Origin of the sequence: Pseudomonas syringae pv. tagetis (assembly GCF_022557255.1) — a bacterium.
Taxonomy (GTDB): domain Bacteria; phylum Pseudomonadota; class Gammaproteobacteria; order Pseudomonadales; family Pseudomonadaceae; genus Aquipseudomonas; species Aquipseudomonas caricapapayae.
Window position 1 is genome coordinate 2,886,263 of the sequence record NZ_CP092923.1, and the last position, 19,991, is coordinate 2,906,253.

At 57.8% G+C, this 19,991-nt stretch carries 15 protein-coding genes; 4 read left to right on the forward strand and 11 right to left on the reverse strand.

All coding sequences use genetic code 11. The features are described 5' to 3' along the window. Positions 1 to 36: 36 nt before the first annotated feature. Both MME58_RS12950 and MME58_RS12955 read right to left on the reverse strand, forming a co-directional pair. On the reverse strand, positions 37 to 2,067 hold the full coding sequence (locus tag MME58_RS12950) for a response regulator (RefSeq protein ID WP_054986021.1): 2,031 nt from the start codon (positions 2,065 to 2,067) through the stop codon (positions 37 to 39). Then, entirely contained in the window at positions 2,064 to 3,548 is a 1,485-nt protein-coding gene (locus tag MME58_RS12955; protein ID WP_055006335.1) for an ATPase domain-containing protein, read from the reverse strand. The genes MME58_RS12950 and MME58_RS12955 overlap by 4 nt, the downstream gene beginning before the upstream one ends. Positions 3,549 to 3,767: 219 nt before the next feature. Between MME58_RS12955 and MME58_RS12960 the strand changes: the two genes are divergently transcribed. Both MME58_RS12960 and nudC read left to right on the forward strand, forming a co-directional pair. Further along, entirely contained in the window at positions 3,768 to 4,580 is an 813-nt protein-coding gene (locus MME58_RS12960; RefSeq protein WP_054986023.1) for a crotonase/enoyl-CoA hydratase family protein, read from the forward strand. Between the two features lie 39 nt (positions 4,581 to 4,619). Then, entirely contained in the window at positions 4,620 to 5,456 is an 837-nt protein-coding gene (gene nudC / locus MME58_RS12965) for an NAD(+) diphosphatase (protein ID WP_055006334.1), read from the forward strand. Here the strand turns inward: nudC and MME58_RS12970 are convergent. From MME58_RS12970 to MME58_RS12995, 6 genes are all read right to left on the reverse strand, one after another. Continuing rightward, complete coding sequence (locus MME58_RS12970; RefSeq protein WP_054986025.1) at positions 5,424 to 6,203, reverse strand: TSUP family transporter; 780 nt, start codon at positions 6,201 to 6,203, stop codon at positions 5,424 to 5,426. The genes nudC and MME58_RS12970 overlap by 33 nt on opposite strands. A 90-nt stretch (positions 6,204 to 6,293) precedes the next feature. Continuing rightward, a complete protein-coding gene (locus MME58_RS12975; protein WP_054986026.1) occupies positions 6,294 to 7,442 on the reverse strand; it encodes a Gfo/Idh/MocA family protein in 1,149 nt (382 codons plus the stop codon). A gap of 103 nt (positions 7,443 to 7,545) precedes the next feature. Further along, a complete protein-coding gene (locus MME58_RS12980) occupies positions 7,546 to 8,313 on the reverse strand; it encodes an SDR family oxidoreductase (RefSeq protein ID WP_054986027.1) in 768 nt (255 codons plus the stop codon). A gap of 27 nt (positions 8,314 to 8,340) precedes the next feature. Then, positions 8,341 to 9,408, reverse strand: coding sequence for a phosphotransferase family protein (locus tag MME58_RS12985; RefSeq protein ID WP_054986028.1), 1,068 nt, complete (start codon positions 9,406 to 9,408; stop codon positions 8,341 to 8,343). Positions 9,409 to 9,611: 203 nt separating this feature from the next. Then, the gene (locus MME58_RS12990) at positions 9,612 to 9,929 is read right to left on the reverse strand and encodes an SCP2 sterol-binding domain-containing protein (RefSeq protein ID WP_054986029.1); all 318 of its coding nucleotides are present in this window, start codon (positions 9,927 to 9,929) and stop codon (positions 9,612 to 9,614) included. 55 nt (positions 9,930 to 9,984) lie between these two features. Further along, the gene (locus MME58_RS12995; RefSeq protein ID WP_054986030.1) at positions 9,985 to 10,695 is read right to left on the reverse strand and encodes a histidine phosphatase family protein; all 711 of its coding nucleotides are present in this window, start codon (positions 10,693 to 10,695) and stop codon (positions 9,985 to 9,987) included. A 205-nt stretch (positions 10,696 to 10,900) separates the two neighbouring features. On the opposite strand from MME58_RS12995, the gene sohB reads away from it, so the two are divergent. Further along, entirely contained in the window at positions 10,901 to 11,923 is a 1,023-nt protein-coding gene (gene sohB / locus MME58_RS13000) for a protease SohB (RefSeq protein ID WP_054986031.1), read from the forward strand. Between the two features lie 488 nt (positions 11,924 to 12,411). On the opposite strand, the gene MME58_RS13005 is transcribed toward sohB, so the two are convergent. Next, the gene (locus MME58_RS13005; protein ID WP_054988720.1) at positions 12,412 to 12,906 is read right to left on the reverse strand and encodes a DUF934 domain-containing protein; all 495 of its coding nucleotides are present in this window, start codon (positions 12,904 to 12,906) and stop codon (positions 12,412 to 12,414) included. Continuing rightward, on the reverse strand, positions 12,890 to 14,548 hold the full coding sequence (locus MME58_RS13010; RefSeq protein ID WP_055006333.1) for a nitrite/sulfite reductase: 1,659 nt from the start codon (positions 14,546 to 14,548) through the stop codon (positions 12,890 to 12,892). The genes MME58_RS13005 and MME58_RS13010 overlap by 17 nt, the downstream gene beginning before the upstream one ends. 548 nt (positions 14,549 to 15,096) lie before the next feature. Between MME58_RS13010 and MME58_RS13015 the strand changes: the two genes are divergently transcribed. Next, entirely contained in the window at positions 15,097 to 16,197 is a 1,101-nt protein-coding gene (locus MME58_RS13015) for an ABC transporter substrate-binding protein (RefSeq protein ID WP_054988718.1), read from the forward strand. Positions 16,198 to 16,208: 11 nt separating this feature from the next. On the opposite strand, the gene metH is transcribed toward MME58_RS13015, so the two are convergent. Continuing rightward, positions 16,209 to 19,928 (reverse strand): methionine synthase, encoded by a 3,720-nt coding sequence (gene metH / locus MME58_RS13020; RefSeq protein ID WP_055006332.1) that lies wholly within the window; start codon positions 19,926 to 19,928, stop codon positions 16,209 to 16,211. Between the last annotated feature and the right edge of the window lie 63 nt (positions 19,929 to 19,991).

Below are 19,991 nucleotides of genomic sequence, written 5' to 3' on the forward strand. Positions count from 1 at the left end.
TTCGCAGGATCGCGCTGCCCGAAGCCTGAGCATTTCTCAGGCTTCTATCATTTCCCGCACTTTCGAAGTCAGGTGGTCGAATGCAAAGGGTTTGGTGATCAGTTGCATGCCGGTGTCGAGGAAGCCTCCGCGGACAGCGGCATGTTCCGCATAACCGGTGATAAACAGCACTTTGAGCTCCGGTCGCAGTTTCCTTGCGATTTCTGCAAGCTGTCGGCCATTCATGCCCGGCAGCCCTACATCGCTGATCAGCAGATCGATGCGCTGACCCGACTCCAGGATAGGCACGGCATCCAGCGCTTCGCCCGCCTCGATGAAGGTATAACCCAATTCGCTCAATACCTCACTGACCAGCGCCCGGACAGCTGGATCGTCTTCGACGATCAGCACCGTTTCGCCATTTTCGGCGTAAACGGCATTGCTCTGGAAGCTTTGCTCGACTTCGTCTGCAAGCCCCTTGAACCGCGGCAGGAACAGTTGCACAGTTGTGCCCAGGCCCACTTCACTCTTGATCGACACATGGCCGTGAGATTGTTTGCTGAACCCGTAAATCATTGAAAGACCCAGGCCGGTGCCCTGGCCGATAGGTTTAGTGGTGAAAAATGGATCGAAGGCCCGGCTGATAACGTTATCAGGCATACCACAGCCGTTGTCGCTGACGCTCAGCACCACGTAGTCGCCGGGCAGCAGGTTTTCGTGGGCATTGGTGAACGACCTGTCCAATTGCTGATTGAAGGTCTCAACTACCAGTGTGCCGCCGTCTGGCATGGCGTCGCGGGCGTTCAGCACCAGATTGAGCAGGGCACTTTCCAGCTGATTGGGGTCTGCTTCCGCCGTCCATAGATCGTTTGCCAGGCGCAACTGCAAATGAATGCTTTCGTTGACGCTGCGCTGCAGCAGTTCGTCCATGGCGTTGACCAGATGGTTCATCTCCACCGCCTTGGAGTCCAGCGACTGACGCCTTGAGAATGCCAGCAAGCGGTGGGTAAGTGCCGCAGCACGATTCGCCGAGGTCACGCCAAGATCGATAAGGGTGTTCAGGTCTTCTGTATGGCCGCGTGCCAGACGCCTTCTTATCAACTCCAGGCTGCCGATGATGCCTGTCAGCATGTTATTGAAGTCGTGGGCGATTCCGCCTGTCAACTGGCCGACCGCTTCCATTTTTTGCGATTGGCGAAGAATGTCTTCCTTGTGTCGCAACTGGGAAGTGCGCTCTTCGACCTGCTGCTCCAGTGTTTCGTTGAGTCGGCGTAACTGCGACTCGGCTTGCTTGCGCTCGGTGATGTCGGAGGTGACACCGGCCAGAGAACTGATCAAACCGTTCTTGGCGCGAATGGCGCGAGCGCGCACATCTACCCAACTGAGCGAGCCATCCGGCCAGACGTTGCGGTACTCGATGATCAGGTCGACACCGGTATCCAGGCTGCGCTGGAGCGCCGACTGCATTCTGGGTTGATCTTCGAAATAGACAGCCGCGAGCCAGTCGTCGTAACTGAACGTGTCCTGCTCGTCGCGGCCGTAGTGACTTTTGGTGATCGCCGAACAGGTCAGCGTGAGATATTCCGCTTCCAGCAACCACGAACCCAGCCTGCCGGCCTTCAGCGCGTTTTGCAGTCTGCCTTCACTTTCATGCAGGTCTTCCATGCGAGCCCGGGCTTCATATTGACGTCTGCGACCGCGCACTGCGGTAACCACCAGGCTGACCAGCGTTACAGGGTGGAAAGGACGTTCGAGAAAGGTCACATTGCCCAGCAGGTTGCCCATGTGTGCAGACGGATTGTGATCCGGGCCACCGTGATGGGTGAGCAGGACGATCGGCAAATCCGACCACGCCGGCTGGCGACCCAGAAGCTCCAGCAAGGGCGTGATGTCCCCGTTGCGCAGAGCCTCATCGGCAATGATCGCAAGGCCTGCGCCCGTGTCCAGTTCTCTTACCAGTTCGAACAGATCACGGGCTACCGTCGCGGGATAACCGGCTTCATTGAGAATGCGTGTGGCAATCTGGCTGTCTCGCCCTCGGGGTGCCAGAATGACTGCACGCTCTGATAAAAGACCTGGAATACTCACAGGTCGTCATCCTCCAGCAGTGGTTTCTTGTCGCCAAGGTAGGCAGGCACGCCGCGCAGCACACCCTGAAAGGCCTCGAGCGGCTCACCTATCTTCAGTCCGTTGGAGCTGATGCGGTATTCACGAATAGTCGACTCATGCGTGCCCGTACGCTTTTTGATGATGGATATCGCACGCCGCACCTGGCCCAACGCTTCGAAGTAACGCAGCAGAATCACGCTGTCGGCCAGATAGGTGATGTCGACCGGAGAGCGCATGTCACCGACCAGTCCGTGCTGCGCGACGGTCATGAAAGTCGATGCGCCCTGGCGATTGAGATAGAGCAGCAGCTCATGCATGTGCAGAACCAATGCGCTTTCTTCCGGCATGGCAGCCTGATAACCATTGATGCTGTCGATGATCACTGTCTTTATCTGCTTGCGGTCCACGGCGCGCCTTACGCGATGCGCAAACTCGCCAGGAGAAAGCTCCGCCGCATCAATCTGCTCCACTACAAGATTGTCGGTTTCCTGAAGCGCGCGCAGGTCGATCCCGAGCTTGAGCATGCGTTCGAACAGCAATCCCATTTCTTCATCGAATATGAACAGGCCCACGCGTTCGCCACGGGCCACCGCCTGCACGGCGAACACCAGTGAGATGAGGGATTTACCGGTACCGGCAGGGCCCAGAATCAGGGTGCTGGAGCCTCCCTCTATGCCGCCGCCCAGCAGGTTATCCAGCTCCTTGATGCCACTGCTGACCTGGGTGCGGGCGTAATTGGAACGATGCTCGGCGGCAACCAGGCGTGGGAACACACGAATGCCGTTCTCAGCGATGGTGAAGTCGTGGAAACCGCCGCGGTACTTCTGGCCGCGGTACTTGACGATCTTCAAACGCCTGCGCTCTGCACCATAGGTAGGCGTCAACGCTTCAAGCCGGATAACGCCATGAGCGACGCTGTGTACGGTTTTGTCCAGCGCTTCGGTCGTCAGGTCATCCAGCAGGAGTACCGTTGCGTTATACCGGGTGAAGTAATGCTTGATGGCCAGAATCTGACGCCTGTAGCGCAATGAACTTTGCGCAAGAAGGCGGATTTCCGAAAGGCTGTCGATCACCACGCGAGAAGGTTTGACCCGTTCAACCACCTCGAATATCTGTCGCGTTGCTTCCCCCAGCTCCAGGTCCGAGGAATACAGCAGGCTTTGATGATGATCCGCATCAAGGAGGCTTTCAGGTGGCGTCAACTCGAAGATATTGATTTTATCGTCAAGTTCCCAGCCGTGTGAGGCAGCCCCTGAGCGCAGCTCGCTCTCGGTCTCGGACAAGGTGATATACAGCGATATTTCGCCCGCTGCCGCACCTGCCTGCAGGAAATGCAGTGCCACGGTTGTCTTGCCGGTTCCGGGTTCTCCCTCAAGAAGAAAAACATGACTGCGTGAAAGACCACCCGAAAGGATGTCATCCAGACCTTCAATCCCGGTTGCCGCTTTTGACGTATTCAAGTATCGCCCTCTAGTCACCCATATAGGTTTTGCTGTCGCTCATTACTGGACCTCCCGGCATTCTGACCGTTCACAGTATTTAACGGTAGCCGGTACGCCCAGAATAGACAGGTAGTTGGTGGGCGGTCCGGCAAATGTCACTTCAGTCCGGTTACGATGTCTGCGCTGCTGTTGTTATAGTCCAGCGCCTGAACACGCAATCTGCCTGAGGATCAAGTCGTGACCGATTATCAAAGTTTCCGGGTCGAGCTGGTTGACAGCATTGCTCACGTGCAGATCAACCGGACTGAAAAGCTCAATGCAATGAACGAAGCGTTCTGGACTGAAATAATTGCGATATTCGACTGGATCGAACGCAATGACGAAGTTCGGGTGGTCGTTCTCAGCGGAGCGGGCAAGCATTTTTCGTCAGGTATCGATCTGGCATTACTGGCCTCGGTCGCCAGCCAGTTGGGCAAGGACGCAGGTCGCAATGCCCGGCTGTTGAGGCGCAAGATCCGGGATATGCAGGCTTCTTTTACGGCAGTGGCTAATTGCCGAAAACCCGTGCTGGCGGCGATTCAGGGCTATTGTCTGGGGGGCGCAATTGACCTGATTTCGGCTTGCGACATGCGTTATGCGGCCGCCGACGCTCAATTTGCCATTCGCGAGATCGACATGGGCATGGCGGCGGATGTGGGAACGCTGCAACGTCTGCCCAGGATCATTGGGGACGGCATGCTGCGTGAACTGGCTTATACCGGCCGTACTGTGGGTGCTGAAGAGGCGCAGAGGATCGGGCTGGTCAATCGCACCTTCGATGACCTGGAAGGTCTGTTGCAGGGCGTCTTCGCAGTGGCCCGGGAAATAGCCGATAAATCCCCTCTTGCCATTGAAGGCACCAAGCAGATGATCAGCTACATGCGCGATCATCGAGTGGAAGATGGCCTCGAACACGTTGCCATCTGGAACGCAGCCATGCTGCAATCACCTGACCTGAAACTGGCAATGGTTGCGCAGATGAGCAAGCAGAAGCCGGTCTTCGATAACTGATACATGACAGCGCTCAAGTCTGAGCAGAGGAGTTTTTCCATGGCACGCCCGGAGCGTTGGACAACTGCAGTTCTGGATGTCGAGGCCGATGGTGGTTTGGCCGTGGTTCAGAGCGAACAGGGTTTTTTACTGGATGCCAACGGGGCAATGTTCCCCAGAGGCTGGTTGGCGGGGCTGGACCTGCCGGTACAGAGCGAGCATGGCATCGGCTATTTTGAAGGTGAGCCGGTGTATTTGCTGGTGCTTGATCGTTCGGTTACGGTCGAGGGCTGCTCTTGGCAAGGCTTGCGTCAGTTCATGCTTGAGGGCGATTTTGCGGTCTTCCAGATGCTGGGGTACGCCGCTCAGGTGAGCACGTGGGCCAGGGAGCATCGCTTTTGCGGGGCCTGTGGTCGTGCGACGGTGCAGATCCGCGGAGAGCGGGCAATGTTTTGCGAGCACGACAACCTGCGTCTGTATCCGCGTATCTCCCCAAGCATGATCGTGCTGGTCACCCGAGGCGATGAAATCCTTCTGGCCCGCTCGCCACGTTTTGTCACCGGCATGTACAGCGCGCTGGCCGGGTTTGTGGAGCCGGGAGAGTCTGCTGAAGATTGTGTGCACCGCGAAGTGATGGAAGAGGTGCAGGTACGCATCAAGAACCTGAAGTACATGGGCAGTCAGTGCTGGCCGTTTCCACATTCAATGATGCTCGGGTTCCATGCTGAATATGACAGCGGAGAAATCGTGCCTCAGGCTGAAGAAATCGAAGATGCACGCTGGTTTCATGTCGATGACTTGCCGCCGTTGCCGGCCAACCGTTCCATCGCTCGCTACCTCATCGAGGCTTATCTGGCCGAGCGCTCAGGCGCCCCCGAACCAGTGTTGCCAGGCTAGGCGCACAGTCAGGCCCAATACGACGGTGATGAACACCGGACGGATGAATTTTGCACCGCCTTTGATCGCGGTGCCTGCACCGAAGTAGGCACCTAGCATCACCGCAAGCCCCATGCTCAGGCCGATGATGTAATCCACCTGGCCGGAAAAGATGAATACCGATAGCGCAACGGCATTGCTGACAAAGTTCATGCTGCGTGCAACACCGCTCGCCTTGACCAGGTCGACCGGGTAGAGAAGCAACGTGCTGACCGTCCAGAAGGCACCGGTGCCCGGTCCTGCAACGCCATCATAGAAACCTAGCCCCAGCCCTTGCGGCAATTGCCATTTCTTTTTGATCGGTGCATTGCTGTCCAGCGGTGCCTTGGGCGTGCCGCCAAACAGCAAGTAAAGCCCGCAACCAAACACGATCACCGGCAACATCTGGTTCAACCATTCCGCTGGCAGATAATGGGCGATGACTGCACCTGCTGCTGCACCCACCGCAGTGCCCACCACCGCGTGTATCCACTGCTGCGGATGGAAAAGCTTGCGGCGGTAGAACGTGAAGCTGGCGGTTGCCGAACCGAACGTCGAACTGAGCTTGTTGGTCCCCAGCACCAGATGCGGCGGCAGGCCCGCCGTCATCAAGGCCGGCGTAGTAAGCAGTCCGCCGCCACCGGCAATGGCGTCGATAAAGCCCGCGATGAAGGCGACAGCAGCAAGGATGGCAAGGGTGGGCAGGTCGACGCTGAGTTCAAAAGGCATGGTTGCAGGCGTGCTTGCAGGGAGAGGCGAGAGGGCAGAATGGCTGCCGGAATGTGGCGCATTCTACCCCCTGGCAAGCGTTGCAGGAAGTCAGATATCGCTGAGTGCAACCCAGCGTTGCTCTGCGGCGGCAAGGCGAATGGCTGTCGCCAGACGCTCGATCTGCCAGGCTTCTTCGAAGTCCGGACCACGGCAGCCTTGACCGCATACCGCCTGGACGAGCGCCTGTACTTCAAGGGCCTTGAGTTCGTTGTAACCCAACTGATGGCCGGGAGCAGGGCAGAATGCCGCGTAACCGGATTGCGCAGGGCCCGCCAGAAGACGCTGAAAACCATCGCGTCCGGTTGCACCTGTGCGGTAGATACGCAACTCGTTCAGGCGCTCCTGATCAAACGCCAGTGTGCCCTTGGTGCCACTGATTTCGAAGCTCAGGTGGTTTTTGTAGCCGTGTTTGAGCCAACTGCTACTGAAGGTGCCGCGCGCACCGTTGGCGAAGCGCAGCAGTGCATGGGTCTGATCATCCACGGCGATGGCACGCATCTCATGACTGCCGGTGCTGGCAGGCCGTTGGCGGTGGACGGTGCTGGCGTCGGCGCAGACCGCTTGCACATCGCCCAGCAAATGGCGAGCCATGGCCAGCAAGTGACTGCCCAGATCGGCGAGCGCGCCACCCGCATGCGCGGCTTCACAGCGCCAGGACCATGGTGAAGACGGATTGCCCATGAAGTCTTCACTGAACTCGCCCTGAAAACTGACGATATCGCCCAGCTCTCCCGCTTCGATCATTTCTCTGGCGAGGCCGATCATCGGGTTGTGCTGGTAGTTGTAGCCGACTTGAGTGATGACTCCGGCGGCTTTGGCGCTCTGGCGCATCTCATCAGCCTGGGCGAGACTCACCGCCAATGGCTTTTCGCAATAAACTGTCTTGCCCGCAGCGATGGCGGACATTGCCATGGGGAAGTGCAAATGATTGGGCGTGGTGATCGCCACGATCTGTACGTGCGGATCATGGATCAATTGCTGCCAGTCCGCATGGCTGCGATCAAAGCCCCAGGCGTTCGCACATTGTTCAGCCCTGGCGCTGTCGGCATCTGCGACGGCGACCAGCCGGATGCGTGCTGGCAGCTCAAGGGCGGCGTTGGCATTGCCAAACGCCAAGGCATGGGCGCGGCCCATGAAGCCGGTGCCGATCAGCCCGACGCCCAATTGCGGCTGAGATGTAAAAGAGGATTCCCGCATGACATTCTCCAGAGAGGATTGTTGTTATGCGGAAAATATATTCCATATGGATAGAATATGGAAAATTAATTCATTTTTTTGGTGCGACGTTCAGATCAAGCTCTCAGGACAGGAAGCCGCCATCTACGTTCAGCGCTACGCCAGTGGTGTAGCTGGATGCCTCACTCGCCAGATAAAGGACCGCACCAGCCATTTCGCTGGGGGCTGCGACGCGTTTCAACGGGATCTGCGACAGCGCCATGTTGAGGATCGCATCATTCTTGACCAGCGCTGAGGCGAACTTGGTGTCTGTCAACCCGGGGAGCAGTGCGTTGCAGCGGATACCGAACTCTGCGCATTCCTTGGCAAACACCTTGGTCATGTTGACCACCGCCGCCTTGGTCATTGAATAGACACCCTGATAGGCACCAGGCGACACCGCATTGATGGATGCAACGTTGATGATGCTGCCGCCACCACCTTCGCGCATCAGCTTACCGGCCTCCACTGACATGAAAAAGTAACCACGGATGTTGACGTCGACTGTCTTCTGGAAGGCGCCGGGATCAGTGTCCAGTACATTGCAGAACTGCGGGTTGGTGGCCGCGTTGTTGACCAGCACATCCAAGCGCCCGAATTGCTGACGAATCTGGGCAAAGACGGCGGTTATCTGCTCCATCTCACCGATGTGGCAGGCAATCGCCGTTGCTTTGCCACCCTCATTGACAATGGCTTCGGCGACCGCCTGGCAGCCGTCGAGCCTGCGGCTTGAAACAACGACATGTGCGCCCTGTCGGGCAAGTAGTCGGGCAATGGCTTCGCCGATTCCCCGGCTGGCACCTGAAACGAATGCAACCTTGCCATCAAGGTCGAAAAGCTGGGTTCTGGACATGTCATCTCCTTGTCTTGGTGCGGTTTGTTACAAGCTCGATCTGGCGATCACGTTCAGGCTCATTTGCTCCAGCAGCCTGTTCATGTCGATGAACCGGGCAAAGCGTTTGTCCTGAGTCTGGCCGTGAAAAAAGCGGTAGTAAATCTGCTGCACGATACCGGCCAGACGAAACAGGCCGTAGGTGTAATAGAAATCGAAATTGTCGATACGGATGCCCGAGCGTTCGGCGTAATAGTCGACGAATGCCTGGCGTGTCAGCATGCCTGGGGCATTGCTGGGCTGGCGACGTGTCAACTGAACCGGTAGCGGATCGTCAGCCTGGACCCAGTAGGCGAGCGTGTTGCCGAGGTCCATCAACGGATCGCCGAGCGTGGTCAGCTCCCAGTCCAGTACGCCGATGATGCGCATCGGGTTGGCAGGATCGAGGATCACATTGTCGAAGCGATAGTCGTTATGCACGATGCTGGAAACAGGCGAGTCGGCGGGCATTTTGTCGACCAGCCAGCGTTTGACCTGGTCCCATGCCGGGGCATCCGGCGTCAGTGCTTTTTCATAGCGCTGGGACCAGCCGGAGATCTGCCGCTGAACATAACCCTGCGGCTTGCCAAGATCACCCAACCCGCAGGCTTGATAATCCACGCGGTGCAGGTCTACCAGCTTGTCGATGAAGCTCTTGCACAAGTCTTCGGTCTGCTGTGCGTCAAGAGCCAGCCCGGGTGGGAGGTCGGAGCGCAGGATGACCCCTCTGACGCGCTGCATTACGTAAAACTCCGAGCCGATCACCGACTCGTCCGTGCAGTACAGATAAGCTTCGGGGCAATACGGGAATGCACGCTTTAGCTGGTTGAGAATGCGGTATTCACGACCCATGTCGTGCGCCGATCGTGCCTTGTGTCCGAAAGGGGGGCGACGCAGTACCAACTCTCGCTCAGGGTACTGAATCAGATAGGTCAGATTCGATGCTCCACCCGGGAACTGGCTGATTGCCGGAGCGCCTTGCAGATCCGGCATATGCATCTTCAGGTACGGATCTATCAGGGAAGCGTACAGTTCTTCGCCGGCGCGAATCTCGGTGGACTGGTCAGTCAGTGCCATACGTATCCCTGGTGTTTATTATGGTCAGCTCAAACTATTGACTAATCTAATGAGCGTCCAGGCCCTGAGCAAGCTGGTGACAGCTTTATAGGCTAGCGTGTTGCCGGGCAATCAGTGGCTCTGATTGCTAAATGTTACGTACAAAAAAACCGAAGCTGGCGGGCTTCGGCTTTCAGGGGTGCAGCATCTGACCCGCCAGGCGTTTAAACCGGGAACAGTTCGCTGAGCTTCATGGCCAGCATCATGTCGCCCTCGGCGCGCAGTTTGCCGCCCATGAACGCCTGCATGCCATCTGTCTCGCCGCTGACGATGCCTTTGAGGGTTTCGCTGTCCATGACCAGAGTCACGTTGGCGTCTGGGTTTTCGCCTTCCTGCAATTCGCAGGTGCTGTCTTTGACGATCAGGGCGTAGTGTTTGTCTTCGTCGGTGATGTTGAAGCCGAAGACCAGATCCAGCCCGGCAGCCGCAGCCGGGTTGAACTTCTTTTTCATGGTCTGTACGGCGTCTGCTACTGAGGTCATGTCTTGATCCTTTTGTGGTGAGTGCTTGCGTCCGTAGGGACGCGATTGACCGGGCTCAGCGATAGGTAATGAGCTCCGGCGTCTTCAGCAGTTGCAAATGCGTGTAACCGTTGAAGGAAGCCAGGGTAACGTCGTTGCCTTTGAATTTAAGCCGATGCAGCGAAGTGTTGACGATATGCCAGTGAAGCGCCAATGCGTTCAATGCGGGCATTCCGGTAACAAGGTGCAGCAGGGCGGTAATGGTGCCGCCGGATGTGAATACAGCAATGCGCTCATGAGGGCCGGCGGTCTGGAGGATTCTCTTCAGACCTGCTTCAACACCGGCGACAAAACCCTGCCAGCTTTGCAGCCCCGGCGTGTCATGGCTGCCACTGAGCCAGCGCTTGGTTATCAGGTTGAACAGCCGTTGAAACCCTGCGGGGTTGCCGACAACGTCGCGCAGAATGTCCAGCGCTTGGGGTTCGTCGCCGAGCATCGCCGGGATCAGAGCACGGATCACCCCTTCGGCGTCGAATTCATCGAAAGCGCTGTCCATTTGCAGGGGCGGCGCTTCAAGACCGGCTTCGGTGTACTGGCCCAGCACATGCTGCGCGGTGTCTTTCTGGCGCATGAGTTCACCGGATACGCAACGGTCGAACGTCAGGCCCAGTTGGGCAAGGTGGGCGCCCAGCACTTGAGACTGACGAATGCCAACAGGCGACAGGACGTCGTAATTGTCTGCACCAAATGAGGCTTGGCCATGTCGTATGAGGTAGATGCTGCCCACGTCCGTATCTTCTCGGTACGCTGAAGGTTCGTCGAGGTTATGAGGGATGCCGGGGAACTGTCAATGAAAAAACATACGCTCGTTTGAAATCATCGTTTTAATGGTTTGTAACGGCTCGGTCGCTGGTGCACCGCACCGGGCGTCGGTATGCTGCATTCATCGCGGCCCTTGACTGGTAAGGGCCTGAAGCACATGAGGGATATCCGTGGATTTCGTTGTCGATTACGCAAGTTTTCTGGCTAAAACCGTGACGCTGGTAATCGCCATTGTGGTGGTGCTGGTTGCAATTGCCTCCCTGCGTGGCAAGGGGCGTCGCAAGTCGGCCGGGCAGTTGCAGGTCACCCGGCTCAATGATTTCTACAAGGGGCTGCGTGAGCGGCTCGAGCAGTCGTTGCTCGACAAGGATCGCCTCAAGGCGCTGCGCAAGGAGCAGGACAAAGCCCTGAAGAAAGACAAAAAGCAGGCCGAGCCCAAGGCCCGAGTCTACGTGCTGGATTTCGACGGCGACATCAAGGCTTCGGCGACTGAAAGCATGCGTCATGAAATCACTGCACTGCTGACGCTGGCCACCGACAAGGACGAAGTGGTCCTGCGTCTGGAAAGCGGCGGCGGCATGGTACACAGCTACGGTCTGGCATCTTCGCAGCTGGCGCGCATTAGGCAGGCGGGTATTCCGTTTACCGTATGCATCGACAAGGTAGCCGCCAGCGGCGGGTACATGATGGCCTGCATCGGCAACAAGATTATCAGCGCACCGTTCGCCATCCTCGGGTCCATTGGCGTTGTGGCGCAGTTGCCCAATGTCAATCGCCTGCTGAAAAAGCACGACATCGATTTCGAAGTGCTGACCGCCGGCGAATACAAACGCACCCTGACCGTTTTTGGCGAAAACACCGAGAAGGGTCGTGAGAAATTCCAGCAGGACCTGGACATCACCCATGACCTGTTCAAGAACTTCGTTGCCAGCTACCGCCCGCAATTGTCCATCGACGAAGTAGCGACGGGCGAGGTGTGGTTGGGTATGGCAGCCGTAGACAAACTGTTGGTCGACGAACTCAAGACCAGCGACGAGTACCTGGCCGAGCGAGCCAGGGAGGCAGACGTGTTCCACCTGCACTACGTGCAACGCAAGAGCCTGCCGGAGCGCATTGGTATGGCTGCGGCTACATCAGCGGATCAGATGGCGGCGAAGTGGTGGGGGCGTTTGACCCAGCAGCGTTTCTGGTAGGTGCGGGTGAAAAGTAGGTGCGGGTGAAAAACTGACCTGAGTCGACGCCTAATCCACCTGACACCACAGAACCGCCGTGTGACGCAGAGCGTCACGAACTGCATTCCGACGCGGAGCGTCGGCACGATAGACATCAGCTTTCGCCCCGAGCCTTTAACCACACTGTTCTAAAACGCTTTTCAACCGCGATGGCACAAACGACGCAGAATGCGACGTACATGACGGTTGAGTCCTGGCGCTGATCCGGGGCGAAGGAACCCGACGAAGTCGGGCCGGAAACGGAGCCGGGACTTTGCTCACTTTGGTCCCTCAAAGTGAGTCGCCGAGGGGCGAAAAGCTGGTCTGAGCCGAACGCAAATACCCCTGACACCACAGAACCGCTGTGTGACGCAGAGCGTCACGACTGCATTCCGAAGCAGAGCGTCGGCACGATAATCAAAGTCTCGTGCCCAGCCATGAGCACGTCGACCAAGTATCAGGTGCCTGACTCAGCGACGGCGAAACAGCGGCAGTGGCTCGTCGGTCGCGGCCTGATAGGTGACCGAAAAGTCTTTCAGGCCTTCCAGTGCTTCGTACGGATCCTTGTCGGCACGCACCGCAAACGCGTCGAAGCCACAACGGCGCATATAGAACAGCTGGTCGCGCAGCACATCACCGATGGCACGCAGCTCACCTTTGTAGCCGAAACGATCACGCAACAGGCGCGCATTCGAGAAGCTGCGACCGTCCGTGAAGGCAGGGAAGTTGAGAGCGATGACCTGAAACTGGTCGACGTCCGCTCCGATCTCTTCGGCTTCTTCATCGCTGTCCAGCCATACGCCCAGGCCCCCGTCGCGGGCCTTGAGCGCATGAGCGTGTTCACGCCACAGTGCCAAGGGCACGATCAGGTCATCAGCGTTCGACAGGCTGTCAAAGGTGGTTTCCTTGGGCAGCAGATGCCAGGTTTCATCAATGACTTCGTTGTTCTTAATGATTCGCTGCATAGACGCGCTCCTTGAAAGGGTCAATGCCAATACGTTGGTAAGTGTCGATAAAGCGCTCGTCTTCGGTACGTTTTTCAACGTAGACATCGATCAACTTCTCGATCACGTCCGGCATTGCCTCCTGAGCAAAGGAAGGGCCGAGGATCTTGCCCAGGCTCGCATCGCGGCTCGCGCTGCCGCCCAATGAGACCTGATAGAACTCTTCACCTTTCTTGTCCACGCCCAGCACGCCGATATGGCCGACATGATGGTGACCACAGGCATTCATGCAACCGGAAATGTTCAGGTCCAGCTCACCGATATCGAACAGGTAATCCAGATCGTCGAAACGGCGCTGGATCGATTCTGCAATCGGAATCGATTTGGCGTTGGCCAGCGAGCAGAAATCGCCGCCTGGGCAGCAGATGATATCGGTCAGAAGACCAATGTTGGGTGTGGCGAAGCCGTTATCGCGCAGTTCGTTCCACAATGTGAACAGCTCGGCCTGCTCGACGTCGGCAAGGATGATGTTCTGCTCATGGGAAGTGCGCAACTGACCGAAGCTATAACGGTCGGCCAGATCGGCGATGGCATCCAGCTGCTTGTCGGTCACATCGCCTGGTGCAACGCCGGTGGGCTTGAGCGACAGGGTCACCGCGATGTAGCCGGGCTTCTTGTGAGCCAGCACATTGCGTTGCCGCCAGCGAGCGAAACCGGGGTGTTGAGCGTCCAGCGCAGCCAGTTCGGTGTGCTGGTCGCTCAGGGTCTTATAGTCAGGATCGACAAAGTGCCGGGAAACGCGCTGCACTTCTGCCTCGGTCAGGGTGGTCTGACCGCCACGCAGGTGAGCCATTTCGGCCTCTACCTTGGCGGCGAACACTTCAGGCGTCAGTGCCTTGACCAAAATCTTGATCCGCGCCTTGTACTTGTTGTCACGACGGCCATAACGGTTATAGACCCGCAGAATGGCATCGAGATAGTTCAACAGGTCCTGCCAGGGCAGGAACTCATTGATGAACGCGCCGACAACCGGCGTACGGCCAAGGCCGCCACCCACCAGAACGCGGAAACCCAGCTCGCCGGCTTCGTTACGCAACGGCTCAAGGCCGATGTCATGCACTTCGATGGCCGCGCGATCACTGGTCGAACCGTTGATTGCGATTTTGAACTTGCGCGGCAGGTAGGCAAATTCCGGGTGGAAAGTGGTCCACTGACGGACGATTTCACACCATGGCCGTGGGTCCACCAGTTCGTCTGCGGCGACGCCGGCAAACTGGTCGGTGGTCACGTTGCGCAAGCAGTTGCCGCTGGTCTGGATGGCGTGCATCTGGACGGTCGCGAGTTCAGCAAGAATGTCTGGCACATCTTCAAGCGCAGGCCAGTTGAACTGCACGTTCTGGCGGGTACTGATGTGCGCATAGCCCTTGTCGTAGTCACGCGCAATTTTTGCCATCATGCGGGCCTGACGCGATGTCAGCTGGCCGTATGGAACAGCGACGCGCAACATCGGCGCGAAGCGCTGGACATAAAGGCCGTTTTGCAGGCGCAACGGTCGAAACTCTTCCTCGCTCAGCTCCCCGGCCAGATAGCGTCGGGTCTGATCCCGGAACTGCTTGACGCGGTCCTCGATGATCTTCTGATCGTAATCGTCGTATACGTACATATAGGTCCTGTTCTCAGGCTTCGTCATGAAGCAGGGCGGTGGCGTCATTGCGGACACAAGCCCGCTGTTGCCTGCTTCATCTGGTCAATTCTGCGCGCACGGCCGCGCACTCCCCTGGGAGCGAAGGCGACGATAGCAGTTTGCAGATATCGATAAAAGTGATGTTTACATATATGCAAATCACTAAAAGCGATAAGCAAAAAAGGGGCTGTTCATGTCCCTGCTTGCCGTGTGGGCAAGACTCGACTTAACTAAGCGTTGACCGATGCCGAATGAGTGTCGTAACCCTACATTTCATATGCAATCACCCACAAGACCGACAAGAGGCGATGCGATGAGCAAGCACCCGAAAGTAACCAAGCCGGGCAGATCCGTGGACACTTGGGCCATTCTATTCATTGTCATTCTGGCAGTGGGCGCCGCAATGTTCTGGGCCAGTAGCCAGTGACAAGCTGAATAAACAATCTGCCGGAGTCTCCAGAACCTTGCTGTAGCAGCCGATAACCTGCGTGTAGCGACAAATTCGTGCTACTTCAAGGTTCGTTGATATGAAGGTGCTATTTGCGCGGTATCTGTTGCTGTGCAGCTTTTTATGGGCTGCGTCTGCACCTGCCGCCTCGGTGATATTTCTCAGTCCCGGTTCGGAAACCGATGGCTATTGGCAGAGCCACGCCCGAGTGATGCAGACGGCAGCCGATACCACCGGTATGTCGCTGAAAATTCTCTATACCGATCGCGACACCCGAAAGCTGCTCGCCATAGCGCGAGAGGTGCTGCAAGGGTACGTGCGTCCGGATTACCTGATGTTTTCCAACGAGCTGAATGTCGCCCCCGAGATCCTGCGTATGTCTACCGGCAGCGGGGTAAAGCTGTTTGCGGTCAACAACACGCTGACGGCGGATCAGATTCGTATCCTGGGTGACTTGCCGTCACGCTATCCGGATTTTATCGGCAGTCTTGTGGGCAACGATGAAGACGGCGGCTACCTGACCGCGAAAAGGCTTATCAGTCTGGCTCACCCGCCGGCAGACGGTCAGGTAATCGAAATGCTCGCGTTCTCCGGGACCAACACTACGCCGGTTTCCCTTTTGCGTGAAAAGGGCATGCTGCGCGCCCTTTCAGAACACCCCGAAGTGCACCTGCGGCAAATCGCGCTGGGGGGATGGCGGCGTGACCGCGCGCTTGAACAGGCGCGTGTATTGTTGAAGCGCTACCCGAACACTCGGCTGGTGTGGGCTGCCAACGAGCAGATGGCGTTCGGTGCGATGGACGCACTGCGGGAAAAAGGAGGAAAGCCGGGCAATGAAGTGCTGTTCAGTGCCATCAACGGCACGTCGCTTTCCCTGCAGGCACAACTGACTGGCAGCCTGAGCGTAGTGGCTACCGGGCATTTCACCCTGGGTGGATGGGCCATCATCCTGCTGCATCGCTATGACACGGCCTATCGACAAGCCTGGCAACACGTGGGCGCACGCACGATTGACGTACTGCATCTGGTCGAGCCACAGGACACGCAACGCTTTCTGAGCGCGACTCGCGACGAGCGCTATCGGCTCGACACCCAGGCGTTCAATGTGGGGGCTTTTGGCGAAGAATCACCGTTTTCCTTGAAAAGCATGCTGCCGCCTGATCGCTCGGGCGGCAGATAACCGGTCGGCGCTTAGTCGTCGTAGCCAAGATTGGGTGCCAGCCAGCGCTCGGTGATGCTCAGATCCTGGCCCTTGCGGGCGGTGTAGCTTTCGACCTGATCCTTGTCGACCTTGCCCACCGCAAAATACTGCGCTTGAGGATGGGCGAAGTACCAGCCACTGACCGCCGCAGCCGGGAACATTGCGTAGTGCTCGGTGAGGAATACGCCGCTTTTGCCGGGCGTGTGCTCGGGCGACCCTTCAGGCAGTGGATCGAGCAAGGCGAAAAGGGTGCCTTTTTCGGTGTGATCCGGGCACGCCGGGTAACCGGGAGCCGGTCGAATGCCCATGTATTGCTCCTTGATCAAGGCCTCGTTGTCCAGCGCCTCGTCTTTCGCGTAACCCCAGTACTCCTTGCGCACTTGCTCGTGCAGCCACTCGGCGCAGGCTTCGGCAAGACGGTCGGCAAGTGCCTTGACCATGATCGAGTTATAGTCGTCGCCCTTGTCCTGATATGCCTTGGCAACTTCTTCGGCCCCAATGCCTGCCGTGGTGATGAAGCCTCCGATGTAGTCGGTCAGGCCACTGCCTTTCGGGGCGACAAAGTCGGCCAGGGAAAAATTCGGTTTGCCGTCGGGCTTGATGGTTTGCTGGCGCAAGTGATGCAGCTTCGCCAGCGGCTTGCCCTCGTCGTCGTAGACTTCCAGGTCATCGTCGTTGACCTGGTTGGCTGGCCAGAAGCCAAACACCGCGCGGGCGCTGATCAGTTTCTCGTCGATCAGCTTGCGCAGCATCTGCGTAGCGTCTGCATAAAGTGCGGTGGCTGCTTCGCCGACCACTTCGTCGGTGAGAATACGCGGGTATTTGCCGGCCAGGTCCCAGGAGATGAAGAACGGTGTCCAGTCGATGTATTGCGCCAGGACGTTCAGGTCGATGTCCTGCAGAACGCGGGTTCCGGTGAACGTCGGTCGGGCAGGGGTGTAGTTTTCCCAGTCGAACCGGGGCTTTTTCGCCACCGCTGCGCCGTAGCTCAAGCGCTCGGTGCGCGCGCTGCGTGCCGAAGTACGTTCACGTACTTCGACGTATTCCAGGCGGGTCTTTTCGATGAAGGCCGGTTTCAGTTCTTTTGATAGCAACTGGGTCGCGACGCCTACCGCACGCGACGCGTCGGTGACGTAGATGACCGCATCGTTGCTGTATTTAGGCTCGATCTTGACCGCCGTGTGTGCTTTTGAAGTGGTTGCGCCGCCGATCATCAGGGGCAGATGGAAGTCCTGACGCTGCATTTCCCGGGCGACATGAACCATTTCGTCCAGCGACGGTGTGATCAGACCGGACAGCCCGATGATGTCGCACTTTTCGTCGCGAGCCACCTGGAGGATCTTCTCGGCAGGAACCATCACGCCAAGGTCGACGATGTCATAACCGTTACAGCCCAGCACCACACCGACGATGTTCTTGCCGATGTCGTGCACGTCGCCCTTGACCGTCGCCATAAGGATCTTGCCCTTGGCTTCGGGTTTGTCGCCTTTTTCCAGTTCGATGAACGGAATCAAGTGCGCGACCGCCTGCTTCATGACCCGCGCGGATTTCACTACCTGGGGCAGGAACATCTTGCCTGCGCCGAACAGGTCGCCGACCACGTTCATACCCGACATCAGCGGGCCTTCGATTACCTCGATGGGGCGGCTGAATGCCAGGCGCGACTCTTCGGTGTCCTGAACGATGTGTGTGGTGATGCCCTTGACCAGCGCATGTTCCAGCCGCTGATTGACCGGCCAACTGCGCCATTCTTCGGTTTCGGCTTCCTTGATGCTGCCATCGCCTTTGAACTTGTCGGCAATCGCCAGTAACGCATCTGTGCCTTCGGCATTGCGGTTGAGCACCACGTCTTCGACGCAGTCACGCAGCTCGGCAGGGATCTGGTCATAGATTTCCAGTTGTCCGGCGTTGACGATACCCATGCTCAGGCCATTGCGGATCGCGTGCAGCAGGAATACCGAGTGGATCGCCTCGCGCACCGGGTTGTTACCGCGGAACGAGAACGAAACGTTGGACACCCCGCCCGAGGTCAGGGCATACGGCAGCTCGTCACGGATGTAAGCGCAGGCGTTGATGAAGTCCACGGCATAGTTGTTGTGTTCTTCGATCCCTGTGGCAATGGCGAAGATGTTCGGGTCGAAGATAATGTCTTCCGGCGGGAAACCCACTTCGTTGACCAGTATGTCGTAGGAGCGCTTGCAGATTTCCTTTTTGCGCGCTTCAGTGTCGGCCTGACCCTGCTCATCAAAGGCCATCACCACCACGGCGGCTCCATAACGCTTGCACAGGCGGGCGTGATGTATGAACTGCTCGACGCCTTCCTTCATGCTGATAGAGTTGACGATGCCTTTGCCCTGGATGCACTTGAGGCCTGCTTCGATTACTTCCCACTTCGAGGAGTCGATCATGATCGGTACGCGGGAAATATCCGGCTCGCCTGCGATCAGGTTGAGGAAGGTCACCATGGCCTTCTTCGAGTCGAGCATCCCTTCATCCATGTTGATGTCGATCACCTGAGCCCCGGCTTCGACCTGCTGCAGGGCGACTTCCAGCGCCTCGGTGTAGTTGTCTTCACTGATCAGGCGGGCAAAGCGCGCAGAACCGGTGATATTGGTCCGCTCGCCGACGTTGACGAACAGCGACTGGCGATCAATCGTAAACGGCTCAAGGCCTGACAGGCGGCATGCCTTGGGAATGTCAGGAATTTCGCGCGGTGCATAGCCCGAGACCGCTTCGGCAATCGCCTTGATATGCGCCGGAGTCGTGCCGCAGCAACCGCCGACAATGTTCAGAAAACCGCTCTGAGCGAACTCTTCGATGATCTTGGCCGTCTGGCTCGGCAGTTCGTCGTATTCGCCGAAGGCGTTCGGCAGGCCGGCGTTGGGGTGTGCGGAAACATGTGTATTGGCCTTGTTGGCCAGTTCCTGCAGGTAAGGGCGCAGCTCACTGGCCCCCAATGCGCAGTTAAGACCGACTGAAACCGGTTTGGCGTGGCTGATCGAGTTCCAGAAGGCTTCGGTGGTCTGCCCCGAGAGGGTACGCCCCGAGGCGTCGGTAATGGTGCCGGAAATCATGATCGGCAGTTCGAAGCCCAGCTCTTCGAACACTCCTTGCACGGCGAAGATCGCCGCCTTGGCGTTGAGGGTGTCGAAAATGGTTTCGATCAGGATCAGGTCGGCACCGCCCTCGATCAGTCCTTTGGTGGCTTCGGTGTAGTTTTCGACCAGTTCGTCGAACGTAACGTTGCGATACCCAGGGTTATTGACGTCCGGCGACAGCGAGCACGTGCGACTGGTAGGGCCGAGCACGCCGGCGACGAAGCGAGGCTTGTCCGGTGTCTCCAGGGTCTTGGCGTCGGCGACCCTGCGTGCCAGGCGTGCGCCTTCGACGTTCAGCTCATAGACGATCGACTCCATTCCGTAGTCGGCCTGAGACACCTGAGTAGCGTTGAAAGTGTTGGTTTCGAGGATGTCGGCACCGGCATCCAGGTAAGCCTTCTCAATGGCGCCTATCACGTCGGGGCGAGTCAGGATCAACAGGTCGTTGTTGCCTTTGACATCGCTCGGCCAGTCAGCAAAGCGCTTGCCGCGGTAGTCCTGCTCCTCGAGCCTGTAGCTCTGGATCATGGTGCCCATGCCGCCATCGAGGATCAGGATCCTCTGTTTCAGAGCAGTGAGAAAGGCTTGATGGCGGGCGCTGCGGTCAGACATGGGGGCTACCTTGAGAAGGTCGATACTTTAAAGGACGGGATGATAGCAAACCGGAAAGGTTTT

What these genes read in the sequence shown, in the direction of transcription:
- metH (WP_055006332.1), bottom strand. Translation starts at nt 19,928, where the DNA reads ATGTCTGACCGCAGCGCCCGCCATCAAGCCTTTCTCACTGCTCTGAAA.
- MME58_RS12975 (WP_054986026.1), bottom strand. Translation starts at nt 7,442, where the DNA reads ATGCGGGAATCCTCTTTTACATCTCAGCCGCAATTGGGCGTCGGGCTG.
- MME58_RS12990 (WP_054986029.1), bottom strand. Translation starts at nt 9,929, where the DNA reads ATGACCTCAGTAGCAGACGCCGTACAGACCATGAAAAAGAAGTTCAAC.
- MME58_RS12980 (WP_054986027.1), bottom strand. Translation starts at nt 8,313, where the DNA reads ATGTCCAGAACCCAGCTTTTCGACCTTGATGGCAAGGTTGCATTCGTT.
- MME58_RS12970 (WP_054986025.1), bottom strand. Translation starts at nt 6,203, where the DNA reads ATGCCTTTTGAACTCAGCGTCGACCTGCCCACCCTTGCCATCCTTGCT.
- nudC (WP_055006334.1), top strand. Translation starts at nt 4,620, where the DNA reads ATGGCACGCCCGGAGCGTTGGACAACTGCAGTTCTGGATGTCGAGGCC.
- MME58_RS12985 (WP_054986028.1), bottom strand. Translation starts at nt 9,408, where the DNA reads ATGGCACTGACTGACCAGTCCACCGAGATTCGCGCCGGCGAAGAACTG.
- MME58_RS13010 (WP_055006333.1), bottom strand. Translation starts at nt 14,548, where the DNA reads ATGTACGTATACGACGATTACGATCAGAAGATCATCGAGGACCGCGTC.
- MME58_RS13015 (WP_054988718.1), top strand. Translation starts at nt 15,097, where the DNA reads ATGAAGGTGCTATTTGCGCGGTATCTGTTGCTGTGCAGCTTTTTATGG.
- MME58_RS13005 (WP_054988720.1), bottom strand. Translation starts at nt 12,906, where the DNA reads ATGCAGCGAATCATTAAGAACAACGAAGTCATTGATGAAACCTGGCAT.